Source organism: Pseudomonas sp. ES3-33 (genome assembly GCF_000952175.1).
GTDB lineage: Bacteria > Pseudomonadota > Gammaproteobacteria > Pseudomonadales > Pseudomonadaceae > Aquipseudomonas > Aquipseudomonas gregormendelii.
This window is the reverse complement of the sequence record NZ_JZRI01000120.1, coordinates 17358-30351: the sequence shown is the minus strand read 5'-3', so window position 1 is coordinate 30351 and position 12994 is coordinate 17358. Positions and strand designations below refer to the sequence as shown.

Here is a 12994-nt window from a genome sequence, read left to right as displayed (position 1 = left end):
CATGGTGATCGGCCAATTGCAGGTCTCGGCCAGCGACCTCGGTGAATCGTCCAGCGCCTTGGGCAATGACGCAGCCCAAGCTCAACAACGCAGCCAGCAGCAGTCCCAACAAATGGAACTGGTGGCGACAGCGATCAACGAGGTCACGTACGGGGTGCAGGACGTGGCCAGGAATGCCGAGCATGCCGCCAGTGAAATGCGCGATGCCGAGTCGCAGGCGCAGCAGGGCCAAGTCAATATCGATGGCAGTTTGCAGCAGATCGGCAAATTGTCCGGCACCATCGAACAGGCGGTGCAAGTGATCCGCACACTGGCCGCCGAGAGTACGCAGATCGGCACGGTGCTCGAAGTGATCCGTTCGATTGCCGAGCAGACCAATCTGCTGGCCCTCAATGCCGCCATTGAAGCCGCCAGGGCCGGCGAACAGGGCCGGGGTTTTGCGGTAGTGGCCGATGAAGTCAGGCTGCTGGCTCAGCGCACGCAGAAATCCACGGCCGAGATCCAGTCGATGATCGAGCGCTTGCAGAATCATTCGGAAGCGGCGGTCAAGGTCATCGGCGACAGCAGCCGCGCTTCGCAACTGACCATCGAACAGGCAGGGCTGGCCGGCGCGAGCTTGAGTGCCATAGGCCAGGCTTTGCGCAACCTCACCGGCCTCAACGCCTCCATTGCCAGCGCCACCCTGCAGCAGGCGCATGTGGTGGAAGACATTAACCAGAACGTGACCCAGGCGGCAGGCCTGTCCCACAGTACGGCGCTGGCGGCCGAGCAATCGAGCGTGGCCAGTGTGCGGTTGAAGGGGCTGAGTGAGCAGTTGAACGGGTTGCTCAAGCAGTTTCGCGTCTAACTCCTGCACGAGCGAGCTTGCTTGCGATGGATGTTAACGTTAACGCGTGCTTGCTGAGAAACGCGGTGCTCTCAGGACCATCTCGAGCAAGCTCGCTCCTACAGGAGTCTTGCTGGCTCGACAATCTTCTACGTCAGTGTCGAGCCGAAGTTTTTACATCCGCACCCATCCGGTACAATCCGCTCCCCTCCCCACTCTCAAGGAACCTCCATGTCCGGGTTAGAACTGTTTGCCGCCGCCCTCGGTGTGATCGCCGTCTGGTTGACGGTCAAACAGAATCCCTGGTGCTGGCCGATTGGCCTGGTCATGGTATTGCTTTATAGCTGGGTATTTTTCGAGGTGAAGCTCTACTCGGACATGCTGCTTCAGGTGATCTACGCGGCGTTGCAATTGTACGGCTGGTGGCAATGGACGCGTGGAGGTGATGAACGGCTGGGGCGGCAGGTCAGCCAGCTGGCGGTGGCGCCGATTGCCTTGAGTCTGTCCCTGGGCGCCATTGGCAGCCTCGCTCTCGGCGCGGCCATGGCGCACTGGACCGACGCCGCGCAACCCTGGCTGGATGCCGCGCTCACCGGTTTCAGCCTGGTGGCCCAGGTGTGGATGGCACAGAAACGCGTGCAATGCTGGCCGCTGTGGATCTTGCTGGACGTGATTTTCGTCGGGCTGTTCGTCTATAAAGGCATGTACCTGACGGCCGGACTTTACGCGCTGTTTACCCTGATCGCGATCCAGGGCTGGCGTGAATGGCGCACCGACCTGGCCTTGCGAACATGAAGGTGCTGGTGCTCACAGGTCCGGAATCCAGCGGCAAAAGCTGGCTTTCCCACGAGATCCAGGCGCATTTTGGTGGGCTGCTGGTCGGCGAGTACGTTCGGCATTTTATCGACAGTGAAGCCCGCGACACCTGCTACCAAGACATCGAGACCATAGCCCGCGGCCAACTGGCCTGGGAGGACGAGGCTCGAGCGAAGCAACCGTCACTGTTGATTCTCGACACCCACCTCTTGAGCAACATCCTGTGGAGCAACACATTGTTCGGCGCGTGTCCGGCCTGGATCGAGCAGGCCTTGCTGGCACGCCACTATGACCTGCATGTGCTGCTCAGCCCCGAAGTCGTGGCCTGGCACGATGACGGGCAGCGTTGCCAACCGCAACTGGCGCAACGCCAGGCATTCTTCCAGGCCACCCATCAGTGGCTGGAGCTGCACCACCAGCCTTTCCAGGTCCTGCAAGGTGACTGGCAGCAGCGCAGGGATGCAGCGTTCGAGGCCGTGGCCCGCTTGCTCTTCTCTGCTGAAAGTGTCCATTCCTGAAACACATTGTGCTGCGTAAACCCATGAGCTAAAGCGGCTCAGCGTTCTGCAGGCAAAACTGTTAAGTCACTGAAACCCCCTGCCAATACCGCCGGTAGCGAGCACTGCTGCCTGAATGGCGGGGAATATCCCCCAATTTTGTCTCAGTGACGTTACACCCTTCGACTATTCAGTTCTGAATTTTCATCCAACTAGCTGTTTTTTATAGAAAATCTAAAAGCGGCACGCCTTCTGCTCTCTCCCTCGCAACGCTTATAAGGGCCAGCGTTCACTAACAGAAGGAATTGCCGCCGTGGGGAAATTTGATAAACGCATCTATGGCCTGTTGGTGATCGGATGCGCACTCGCAATCAGCGCCTCCCTGCCTGCACATGCCGACAATGGCATCATTACGATCAAACGTGATGTGCAAACACGCAACGCGGTCGTTCCTCCGCTGATCCCCGATCCGAATCCCACCACAGTCAACGCCAATCCCTCGCAACAAATTCTCAAACAGACGAATGAGTTGAGCGACGGCGATTTCGCCAACGTTGCCAGTGGTGCAAGCATCTCGCGCATGGTGACCCAGAACACCAACAACCTGGGTGCCAACACGTCCAACCAGACCCAACTGTCGAACCAGCCCGCCGGGCGTTCGGGCAATTCGGGCGGTGGCATTGCCAACATGGTCAATTCGAGTATGACCAAAGGCCTGGGCACTCTGAACATCATAACGGGAGGCCGTTAGGATGAATCGCACACTGCTGGTCATCGCCATGTTTTGCAGTGCATCGACCTTTGCCCAATCTCCAGTGACCAACAACGCTGAGATCGATAATTCGGGCATGCAGTACCAGGGCAACCTCACGGTCAACCAGGCGGCCGGTGATCAACAGCAACAGGTCAACGCCCGGGCCATCGCCATTGGCCATGGAGCCACTGCGACCACGCAAATTCGCCAACGGCTGGGTAGCAGTGGCGACCCGGCAATGGATGCCAGTTCCAGCATCCAGGGTAACTCATTCAGTCGCGGTAACGGCGCAGTGGGTGTCAACCAGAGCTCCGGTGCCAGCAACCAACAGGCGAACGCACTGCGCATCAGCGTCAGTGACCAGCCGCAAAGTATCGACGACAGCGTCCTCATGCAACAGAACGTGGCGCTGCTCAACAACTCCGATCCAACTGACTCTGCACCAGGCTATCGCCAGGTCACTACCAGTGACCAGGCCTTCACCGGTAGCCGCGGGGTAATTCAGTTGAATCAGAGTGCCGGGGTGGGAAATCGAATGGGAAACACCCTGAGCATACGGGTCGCGGATTGACCCAAACAGGTAATAACAACACTTAACCTAAAATAAGTACGGAGAATCACCATGAAACCTTCGATGGCAATAAAGCCTCTGGTTTTCGCAATTGCTGCGGTCATGGCTGTTGCTGTACAAGCTGGGCAATACGATAACAACGGCCACGACAATGGCCATAACAATGGTCATAACAATGGCCATAATGGCAACAATGGTAACGGCAACGGAGGCCCAAGAACTCCTCCTCCAACCATGATCCCTGTCTTTGCTACTGCCAATGCCATCGACAACCAACGCAGCACCGGCAACAGCATCCGCAATGAAGGGACCGTCAACGAAGCTGAAATGACCAGCTCCGCAACCGGCACCAGCGGCAACGTCGGCGTCAACGTGGCTGCAGGTAATGGCAACCAGCAAGACAACGCGGCCGCTATCGCCAACGCTGCATCGGACTCCAGTCTCGATAACAGCTTCGTGTTCGGCACTGCTTCCGCAACCTCCACCGTCAACCAGTTCAGCAACAACAACACGGTCAACAACTTCGGCAGCACCTCTTCGGCCGTGATGACCGGCTCGGGTAATGGCGGCAGCGGCAACATGGGTATCAACATTGCCGGTGGCGACCTTAACCAGCAGAAAAACACCATGGCCATTGCTAATGCCAACGCTCCACTGGGCAACGCAACCGCGACTGCTTCGGCCAATCAAAATGGTCCTGGCCTGACAGTGAATAACAACGCTGATCGGACTTATCGCCTGGATACCATCACCGTCACCAATTCGGCCAGCGGCAGTGCTTCTCAAGGCTATGCGTCGGTTGCCAGTGGCAGTCAGAGCGCTTCTTCGAGCTTTGAACTGGCCGGCGCCCAGGCTTCTGCAGCCAGCGGCTCAAGCAGCTGGAATGCCAGTGGCTCTCACAGCAGCGATTCGAGCGGTTCTTCGAATGCTTCTCTGACTGCCACACTAAGCGCCACTCTGGACGCCGCTGCTGAAACGGCCAGGGAATATACCCGTGACTATGGTCGTCATGAGCAAAGTGGCAGCGAGTCTAACAGTTCATCGCTTAACGCTTCGCTCGATGCATCGCTGGACGTCAGCGTAGACAAGTCGTACACCAAATCGCACGACTCTTCGTTCGAAAAATCGTATGACAAGGCCTACGAAAAAGCCCAGGCCTCTGCATACGAAAAATCGGGCAGCAAATCGTCCGAATCTGCGTATGACAAATCCAAAGGCTATGCTGAAAGCAGTGCATTTGACTTGAGTACTACCTACTCCTATCAAGTGCTGACTCCAACTGGCTGGGCCAACCCTGTAACCAACACCGCAACCCTCAGTGGTTCGGTCAACGGTGGCAGCGGCAACCTGGGCGTCAACGTGGCTGCGGGTGTGGGCAACCAACAAAGCAACTCGCTGGCGATTTCCAACCAGTCGTTCTAATCGTTGTCTGTGGAGGCCCCCTTACGGGGGCCTTTTTCAGCGCACCCAGAAGGCGTCCAACCATGCGCATCATCGCCTTGGCATTTTTGCTTGGCATGGCCGGTATGACCGAGGCGGCACAAATGCCGCTGTCCGTGATCCTGCCCGGCGGAGCGGTGGTGTACAAGCCGATCCAGAGCATTCGCGAGCGCAAGTTTGCCGACCTGGTACAACAGAAAACCGACTTCAGTTGCGGCGCAGCTGCGCTGGCGACCGTCTTGCGCCAGGCCTACTGGCTGGACGTGAACGAAGAGCAGATCATCGAAGGCATGCTCGCCCAATCCGACCAGGATCTGGTCCGGGTCCAGGGCTTTTCCATGCTGGACATGAAGCGTTACGTAGAAAGTATCGGCATGCGCGCCCGTGGCTACCGTGTAGCACCGGAGACGTTAAGCGAAGTGAAAATCCCGGTAGTGGTTCTGCTGGACATTCGTGGCTACAAACACTTTGTAGTCATGCAAAGAGTTCACGACGGCTGGGTATACATCGGAGATCCGGTACTGGGTCATAAACGATTCAAGGTCGAAGACTTTGTCAAAGGCTGGAACGGCATCATCTTTGCCGTTATCGGTCAGGGCTACGACAAAAACAACGCCTTGCTCGACCCTCCCGTACCACTCACTGCCAAAAACCGTATCAATGCATTCAGCCCGGTGCGAGACGCAGACCTGATGGATTTCGGGTTCATAAAAAGCGACTTCTTCTAATAACAAGGGAGCATGAAGCTCCGGGAGCATCCAATGAACACTCCAACCTGGCTGGCCGTCGTTTGCCTGGCTGCCAGCCTGCCAACCCAGGCACAGACGTTCAAACCCATTGAACTGAAGGATCAGGAGCTGGCGAGCCTGCGAGGCCGCTATGTCATGCCCGGAAGGATCATCAGCTTCGGGGTTGCCATGACCAGCACCTGGGAAAATGCCAAAGGAGAATTGATCGGGGTCACCTCCTCGATGCAGATCCAGAAATCAACGATCAAGCCACAGTTCTATGTGTCGATGATCGATGAAAAAACCCCGGGTGCCAGCAGTTCGCAAGGCACCACCAACTCTGCTGCGGGCACAGGCGAGCAAACCGTTGCGGCAACGGGTTCAGGCACCGGCACCGTAACCGGCGGCAGCGGCCTCAACACCACCGAAGGTGTCACTCAAGTCGTGCGTGCGGCCGGTGACAACAACACCGCCTACAACAATGTCGACATCAACGTTACCAAGGCGAACGAGGCGCCAGTCATGCAACCCCAGGGCCAGGCACTGGCCGCAGGCACCACGCTGGTGGGCAGTAATGGCGCGGGTTCCCTGAGCGTTTCCTCATCCGGGACAGGTGTGCAACTCAACATCGTGGCCAACAACAATCAAGGCAGTACGATCCAACGCCTGGCCCAGGGTGGGCTGACGCAGAACACGACTTTGCTGGGAAGTAGCAACCAGGTGCGCAACCTCACATCGTTCAATGTGGTGCTGCGTGACAGTGCGACTACAGGCGGGTCATTGACCGGTAATCTGGACCAGCTTAAAGGTCTTCGCACTGCCGGATTCTGATCTACGCTCAGTCTCATCAGAAGTAGTCAGAAGGGACGGCTAACCCATGCACCGATCGTTAACGCTCAGAGCAATCGTCTGTTTGAGTAGCCTGGCTCCGGTCACTCTGCTACATGCAGCGACAGACCCCCAGGTTGAAGCACTAAAACAAGAACTCATGGAGTTAAAGCAGCGTTACCAAGCTCAACAGAACGCGTTGATGGTACTCGAACAACGGGTTCGCCAAGTCGAAGAAACCCCGGCGGCGGCGCCGCCCAGACGCCTGACCAAATCCCCGGCCGACCCGACCAGGAATGGTCAGGCCGTGGCTGCAGGCGCTCCGGGAACCGCCGGCAGTTCCTATGGCCAGTCCCTCAAGGAAGACTCGGAACCAGCGCCCAGCGTTTCCAACCTGTATGACGAAGCCAGTGGCTTCTTCGGTGGCGGAAAGTTCAGCGTCGAAACCGGCCTGACCTACACCCACTACGACACTCGCGCATTGACGCTCAATGGCTTCCTGGCGCTGGACTCGATCTTTCTCGGCAACATCAACCTGGACCGTATCAAGGCGGATAACTGGACACTGGACTTGACCGCTCGCTACAACCTGGCGCAACGCTGGCAGTTCGATATTAACGTTCCCGTGGTTTATCGAGAGTCGACTTACTCCTCCGGCGGCGCTGGTGGTGCAGGCCCGGTGACGTCGGATGCAACCGTCACCCGCGACCCGACCATTGGCGATGTAAACGTTGGCGTGGCTTACAAATTCCTGGACGAGTCGGTCAACCTCCCCGACGCGGTTGTCACGCTGCGGGTCAAGGCACCCACCGGCAAGGACCCCTACGGCATCAAACTGGTCAGCGACCCCACCAACGATAACCTCTCGGTACCCGAGGACCTGCCAACCGGTAACGGTGTGTGGGCGATCACCCCGGGTATCTCGCTGGTCAAGACGTTTGACCCGGCCGTACTGTTCGGCAGCCTGGCGTACACCTACAACATGCAGGACTCTTTCAGCGACATCAGTCCTCAGGTTGGCTCCAAGGTCAGCGGCGATGTGAAGCTGGGGGACTCCTGGCAGGTGGGCGCGGGTATTGCGTTCGCCTTGAACGAGAAGATGAGTATGTCGTTCTCGTTCACCGACCAGTTCGCTCGCAAAAGCAAGATCAAGCCCGATGGCGGTGATTGGCAGTCCATTAGCAACAGTGATTACAACGCGGCCAACTTCAACATCGGCATGACCCTGGCGGCCACCGACAAGCTGACGATCGTGCCCAACCTGGCTATTGGCCTGACTGACGATTCGCCGGACTTTTCATTCAGCCTGAAATTCCCTTACTACTTCTGAGGTATATAAGACAAAAGATCGCAGCCTCGTTGCACTCGACAGCTCCTACATTGAATTGAAAATCTCTGTAGGAGCTGTCGAGTGCAACGAGGCTGCGATCTTTTGTGTTCGTGGATCTACCGAATCTGATGCTTGTGCAACAACCGATAAAATGTCGGCCTCGAGATACCCAGCACCTTCGCTGCAATGCTCAGATTGTCACTGTGACGGTTGAGCACATCGCACAACGCCTGGCGCTCAGCCCGGGTTTTGTAATCCTCCAGCGTGCCCATTGGCGCAACCACGGTATGGTGGCTGATCAGCCCCAAGTCGCGGGCTTCGATCTGCCGACCTTCGGCCAGCACCAGGCCGCGACGAACCCGGTTGGCCAATTCGCGCACATTGCCCGGCCAATCATGCTTGCCCATCGCGATCAGCGCGTCATCGCTGAAGCTGCGTGGCCTGCGGCCGGTTTCATGGCTGTAGAAGTGGGAGAAATGATTGGCCAGCATGGACAAGTCGCCATGCCGTTCACGCAATGGCGCGGTGACGACTTGCAGCACGTTGAGGCGGTAGTACAAATCCTCACGGAAGCGTTTCTTCTCGATCGCCGCTTCCAGGTCGACGTGGGTCGCCGCCAGAACTCGCACATCTACCGGTATCGGCTGGCTGCCGCCAACATGTTCGATATGTTTTTCCTGCAGGAAACGCAGCAGATTGGCTTGCAGTTCCAGCGGCAGGTCACCAATCTCATCGAGGAACAGTGTGCCGCCGTTCGCCGCTTCGATCCGGCCGACTTTGCGTTGGTGGGCGCCAGTGAAGGCACCCTTCTCGTGGCCAAACAGCTCGGACTGGATCAAGTGTTCGGGAATCGCGCCGCAGTTGATGGCCACGAAGGGTTTGTTGTGCCGCTGGGATTGCCGGTGCAGGGTGCGGGCCACCAGCTCTTTGCCCGTGCCGCTTTCACCGCGGATGAGTACCGGGGACTCGGTAGGTGCCAGCTTGCTCAACAGCCGGCGAAGCTCGCGGATCGGCTTGCTGTCGCCGAGCAGCTCATGTTCTGGCTGGTCAATGTGCACGGTGCCTTTACCGCGCAAACGCGCCATTCCGAACGCGCGCCCCAGGGTTACCTGAACTCTTGAAACATCAAACGGCAGGGTGTGGAAGTCGAAAAACCATTCGCAGACAAAGTCGCCGACATTCTGCAGCCGCAGGACTTCCTGGTTAAGCACGGCGATCCATTCGGTGCCACTGCGGCTAATCAGTTCCTTGACCGCCTCGGGGCGTTCCAGATGAAAGGGTTGTAATCGCAACAGGCCGACATCACAGGTCTTGTCGGCGGCATTTTCCAGTGTGCAGCTTTCGACATCCCAGCCCACAGCTCGCAATCCTGGCAGTAAACGATGGCAATCGTCGCAAGGATCAACCACTAATAGACGTCGTTGGGCAGGCGCTTCGTTCATGACTGTTCCTTGGCGCCAAATTCGATTAAATATTAGTAAAAACAGTCATTTGGCGGACCTGGCTGTAACATTAGCAAGAAATTGACAGTTGCTTGTACCGATTGACTATAAGGCGCTCGCCTAAACAGTTATAAAAGACTACTTGGTTAGTTACCTAATGAACTTCAACCTTTCATTCAGCTTTCAAAACAGCACCGAACAGCGAGTTCTTGCAAGAAAGGTGAAATTTCTTCGATTCCAGTGTGACCCGAGGCCGGGTTGAGGACATCAGTACAAGTACCAGCCGCACGGGAAGCCCGACCGTCGGCCGATCACTTGATTGGGCATATAGAGAGAGAACCCCAATGAACGCCCCGCTCCGTATCAACGAAGCTCTTTTGATTGCAGACCGCGCATTCCAGCCTTTCCAGTGTGTGGCCTGGTCTCTACAAGATGGCAACGGTGAACTCAGCCTGACAGTGATCGACCGCACCAAATGCAGCATTGGTCGCAAACAGATTCCAAGCAGTGCCTATACCGATCCGGCACAACTTGAGCGTGTGCTTAAACAGGCCCGCGAAGAACTCAGCCGTGACGGTTACAACCTTGAATCATGGTCGATGCCACACTGATAGCAGCGCGGATTACCTGGCAGTAATCCGCGCCCTTCCCAGTCTTTCAGTGGGCTGTTCAGTACTGCGAAGGTACTAATTACTTGGCAGGCTTGCCACTGGTTCAAAAAGACACTCTTCTGGCACACTGCGACCCTCCGCCTGTTATTTCTCCCAGTTGTACGGTTGGCCATTCAGGGTTTGAATATCTTCCTTATAAGGTCGCCAGGCCAACTTCTGGACGACGACTCGCAAGGAGATGCGTGCATGTCAAGCCAGGTTGCCTTTGCCTCCCCCGCAACACTCAGCCAAGCCGGTCGCCTCGACCTCTCATTTGCCGCCCGCGGAACCACCCAGGTGTATTTCGCCGGCAGCCTCTGCAGCATGACCCATGACGTCGCCATTGATGCCTGCGGGCGCATCCTCGTCGCGGCCAAAGTCGGAATGGCCGAGGGCAGTCGCTTTGGCCTGGCACGCCTCCTGGCCGATGGGTCTGCGGACCTGTCTTTCGGTGATCAAGGCAGCGTCATCGGCCAGTTCGAGAATGGTTTCGAGGCCATGGCCGGCAAACTCGCGGTGCTGCCCAACGGCAACATCCTGCTGGCCGGGCTGCACTATCTCAACGGCCATCGCACGCTCCCGGCCCTGGCGTTGTTTGACCACTGTGGCCAACCGGTCCAGGGCTTCGGCGAGAATGGCCGCTGCGTGGTGCGCTTGCCCGGCAATCTTTCCGTGGGCGTGCGTGATGCCTGGCTTCCACCGGGCGTTCCGGGCGCCGAAGCCTGCGATCTACGGGTGCAGGAGGACGGCAGGATCCTGCTATTGGCCAATCATCATTTCGAACTGGCCGATCATGTCGGCCTGCTCATCTGCCTGAACCGTGACGGCTCACTGGACAGCTCGTTCAATGGCCGCGGATTTGTGATGGTCCGGCACTTGCTGATGAACACCTGGCTCAGCAGTCTCTTGCTGCAAGCAGATGGTCGAATCCTGGTGGGTGGGTCGATCAACTTTCCCGCCGAAGGATTGCTCGCCCGTTACCACGCCAACGGGCAACTGGACACCAGCTTCGCAGTCGACGGTTTCATGAGTTTCGATGGTGCCGGCCGCAGCACTCACGTCAGCCATATCGTCCAGCAGTACAACGAGGACCTGCTGTGCGTAGGCAGCAGCCGGGACCCCATGCATTGCCTGTCCCTGCGGTTGCACAACAACGGGCGTCCCGACAGTCATTGCCATGGCGGTCAGCCGCGACTGCTGGAGATCGGCCGCAGTGGCTGTCAATGGACAGCGGCCCTGGCCTTGCCCGACGGCTGCACCCTGGCCGCTGGTGCGACGCTTGGAGGCTGTGAGGCTGACTTCATACTGGCCCGGTATCTGCCGGATGGGCAACTGGATCACCAGTTCGGTGATGGCCTCGGCTGGGTCCGCACCCGGCTGAGTCGCAGCCTGGACACAGCGACTTCACTGACTGCACAAACAGATGGCGCGATTGTCGTTGGGGGTTATTCGCTCGACGGCAATTACCGGGCGATTGTGGCGCGCTACCTGGGGTGAATGGCGCGCGGAGACTTTTCCTGCACTTGATATTCCGCTGGTCTTACGGCAAGTTGCGCGCTTCTTAATACAAGGAGCAGCCGATGTCCGGTTCAATGGCCCAGGCGTTCGCGCACAATTTTCTCGGGCACTCTCCCCGCTGGTACAAGGCGAGCATCGTCGGCTTTCTGATTCTCAACGCTGTGGTGTTATGGACGGTCGGCCCTGTGGTGGCGGGCTGGTTGCTGGTCCTGGAGTTCATTTTTACCCTGGCCATGGCGCTTAAATGCTATCCGCTGATGCCGGGGGGGCTGCTGCTGATTGAAGCGCTGCTGCTGAAGATGACCACACCCCAGGCGTTGTATGACGAACTGGTGCACAACTTTCCGGTAATCCTGCTGCTGATGTTCATGGTGGCAGGTATCTACTTCATGAAAGACTTGCTGCTGTTCCTGTTCTCCCGGCTGCTGCTCGGCGTGCGGTCCAAGGCATTGCTGGCGCTGCTGTTCTGCTTTTTATCGGCGTTTCTGTCGGCCTTTCTAGACGCCCTGACCGTGACCGCCGTGATCATCAGCGCAGCGGTGGGCTTTTATTCGGTGTACCACCGCGTGGCCTCGGGCCATGACCCGCGCCTGGACAGCGCTTTCTCCGACGACCGTCATGTGCCGCAACTGCATCACGATGACCTCGAGCAATTTCGCGCCTTCTTGCGCAGCCTGTTGATGCACGGTGCCGTCGGCACAGCACTGGGCGGTGTTTGCACCTTGGTGGGCGAGCCGCAAAACTTGCTGATTGGCCACGAGATGGGTTGGCACTTCGCCGAGTTCTTCCTCAAAGTGGCCCCGGTTTCCTTGCCGGTGCTGGTGGCGGGCCTGGTGACCTGCGTGCTGCTGGAAAAGCTGCGCTGGTTCGGCTACGGCACGCTGTTGCCGGACAACGTGCGCGCCGTACTGGCCAACTATGCCGCAGAAGATAACGCCGAGCGCACTTCTCGCCAGCGTGCTGCACTGGTCGTCCAGGGCCTGGCGGCGCTGATCCTGATCGGCTGCCTGGCCTTCCATGTGGCCGAGGTGGGGTTGATCGGGTTGATGGTGATTGTGCTGATCACGGCATTCACCGGCATTACCGACGAACATCGCATTGGTAATGCCTTCAAGGACGCCATGCCCTTCACCGCGCTGCTGGTGGTGTTCTTTGCAGTGGTTGCGGTGATCCACGATCAGCAATTGTTCACGCCGTTGATTCAGTGGGTGCTGGCCCTCCCCGCAGAGCAGCAACCGGGCATGTTGTTCATTGCCAACGGCCTGTTGTCGGCCATCAGCGACAACGTGTTTGTTGCAACCATTTACATCACCGAGGTCAAGCAGGCGTTTGTGTCCGGCCATATGAGCCGTGAGCACTTCGAGGCCCTGGCGATTGCGATCAACACCGGCACCAACCTGCCGAGCGTGGCGACGCCTAATGGCCAGGCGGCATTCCTGTTTCTGCTGACCTCGGCAATCGCGCCGCTGATTCGCCTGTCGTATGGGCGGATGGTGTGGATGGCATTGCCGTACACCGTTGTGATGGGCGTGCTCGGGTGGTATGCGGTCAGCTATTGGTTGTAACCACAGAAACCTGTGCGGCCACGCCACCC

13 protein-coding genes are annotated in these 12994 nt (G+C 58.0%); 12 read left to right on the top strand and 1 reads right to left on the bottom strand.

Features of this window, described 5'->3' with window-relative positions:
* The first annotated feature begins 1 nt into the window (after position 1).
* The 9 genes from UB23_RS30860 to UB23_RS20445 all read left to right on the top strand — a co-directional run bounded on the left by UB23_RS30860 (position 2) and on the right by UB23_RS20445 (position 7790).
* Positions 2 to 847, top strand: coding sequence for a methyl-accepting chemotaxis protein (locus tag UB23_RS30860; protein WP_442963636.1), 846 nt, complete (start codon positions 2 to 4; stop codon positions 845 to 847).
* Between the two features lie 210 nt (positions 848 to 1057).
* Entirely contained in the window at positions 1058 to 1621 is a 564-nt protein-coding gene (gene pnuC / locus UB23_RS20480; protein ID WP_045061131.1) for a nicotinamide riboside transporter PnuC, read from the top strand.
* A complete protein-coding gene (locus UB23_RS20475; protein WP_045061130.1) occupies positions 1618 to 2160 on the top strand; it encodes an AAA family ATPase in 543 nt (180 codons plus the stop codon). Before pnuC ends, UB23_RS20475 begins: the two co-directional genes overlap by 4 nt.
* Before the next feature lie 292 nt (positions 2161 to 2452).
* Positions 2453 to 2890 (top strand): hypothetical protein, encoded by a 438-nt coding sequence (locus UB23_RS20470; protein WP_045061129.1) that lies wholly within the window; start codon positions 2453 to 2455, stop codon positions 2888 to 2890.
* 1 nt (position 2891) lies between these two features.
* A complete protein-coding gene (locus tag UB23_RS20465) occupies positions 2892 to 3464 on the top strand; it encodes a hypothetical protein (protein ID WP_045061128.1) in 573 nt (190 codons plus the stop codon).
* Positions 3465 to 3515: 51 nt separating this feature from the next.
* Positions 3516 to 4886, top strand: a complete 1371-nt coding sequence (locus UB23_RS20460; protein WP_045061127.1) for a hypothetical protein — start codon at positions 3516 to 3518, stop codon at positions 4884 to 4886.
* Positions 4887 to 4948: 62 nt separating this feature from the next.
* Positions 4949 to 5632 (top strand): C39 family peptidase, encoded by a 684-nt coding sequence (locus UB23_RS20455; RefSeq protein WP_045061126.1) that lies wholly within the window; start codon positions 4949 to 4951, stop codon positions 5630 to 5632.
* A 33-nt stretch (positions 5633 to 5665) separates the two neighbouring features.
* The gene (locus UB23_RS20450) at positions 5666 to 6463 is read left to right on the top strand and encodes a hypothetical protein (protein WP_045061125.1); all 798 of its coding nucleotides are present in this window, start codon (positions 5666 to 5668) and stop codon (positions 6461 to 6463) included.
* A gap of 46 nt (positions 6464 to 6509) precedes the next feature.
* The gene (locus tag UB23_RS20445) at positions 6510 to 7790 is read left to right on the top strand and encodes a hypothetical protein (protein WP_045061124.1); all 1281 of its coding nucleotides are present in this window, start codon (positions 6510 to 6512) and stop codon (positions 7788 to 7790) included.
* 116 nt (positions 7791 to 7906) lie between these two features.
* On the opposite strand, the gene UB23_RS20440 is transcribed toward UB23_RS20445, so the two are convergent.
* A complete protein-coding gene (locus UB23_RS20440; protein WP_045061123.1) occupies positions 7907 to 9232 on the bottom strand; it encodes a sigma-54 dependent transcriptional regulator in 1326 nt (441 codons plus the stop codon).
* Between the two features lie 344 nt (positions 9233 to 9576).
* Here UB23_RS20440 and UB23_RS20435 point away from each other — a divergent pair, with 344 nt between their 5' ends.
* From UB23_RS20435 to nhaB, 3 genes are all read left to right on the top strand, one after another.
* Positions 9577 to 9843: a hypothetical protein gene (locus tag UB23_RS20435; protein WP_045061122.1), complete on the top strand. Its 267-nt coding sequence runs from the start codon at positions 9577 to 9579 to the stop codon at positions 9841 to 9843.
* A gap of 246 nt (positions 9844 to 10089) precedes the next feature.
* Complete coding sequence (locus tag UB23_RS20430) at positions 10090 to 11379, top strand: hypothetical protein (protein WP_045061121.1); 1290 nt, start codon at positions 10090 to 10092, stop codon at positions 11377 to 11379.
* 83 nt (positions 11380 to 11462) lie between these two features.
* A complete protein-coding gene (gene nhaB / locus UB23_RS20425) occupies positions 11463 to 12965 on the top strand; it encodes a sodium/proton antiporter NhaB (protein WP_045061120.1) in 1503 nt (500 codons plus the stop codon).
* Positions 12966 to 12994: the final 29 nt, after the last annotated feature.

Coding starts and splice junctions, on each gene's coding strand:
- UB23_RS30860 (WP_442963636.1), top strand. CDS start 2: ATGGTGATCGGCCAATTGCAGGTCTCGGCCAGCGACCTCGGTGAATCG.
- pnuC (WP_045061131.1), top strand. CDS start 1,058: ATGTCCGGGTTAGAACTGTTTGCCGCCGCCCTCGGTGTGATCGCCGTC.
- UB23_RS20475 (WP_045061130.1), top strand. CDS start 1,618: ATGAAGGTGCTGGTGCTCACAGGTCCGGAATCCAGCGGCAAAAGCTGG.
- UB23_RS20465 (WP_045061128.1), top strand. CDS start 2,892: ATGAATCGCACACTGCTGGTCATCGCCATGTTTTGCAGTGCATCGACC.
- UB23_RS20460 (WP_045061127.1), top strand. CDS start 3,516: ATGAAACCTTCGATGGCAATAAAGCCTCTGGTTTTCGCAATTGCTGCG.
- UB23_RS20455 (WP_045061126.1), top strand. CDS start 4,949: ATGCGCATCATCGCCTTGGCATTTTTGCTTGGCATGGCCGGTATGACC.
- UB23_RS20450 (WP_045061125.1), top strand. CDS start 5,666: ATGAACACTCCAACCTGGCTGGCCGTCGTTTGCCTGGCTGCCAGCCTG.
- UB23_RS20445 (WP_045061124.1), top strand. CDS start 6,510: ATGCACCGATCGTTAACGCTCAGAGCAATCGTCTGTTTGAGTAGCCTG.
- UB23_RS20440 (WP_045061123.1), bottom strand. CDS start 9,232: ATGAACGAAGCGCCTGCCCAACGACGTCTATTAGTGGTTGATCCTTGC.
- UB23_RS20435 (WP_045061122.1), top strand. CDS start 9,577: ATGAACGCCCCGCTCCGTATCAACGAAGCTCTTTTGATTGCAGACCGC.
- UB23_RS20430 (WP_045061121.1), top strand. CDS start 10,090: ATGTCAAGCCAGGTTGCCTTTGCCTCCCCCGCAACACTCAGCCAAGCC.
- nhaB (WP_045061120.1), top strand. CDS start 11,463: ATGTCCGGTTCAATGGCCCAGGCGTTCGCGCACAATTTTCTCGGGCAC.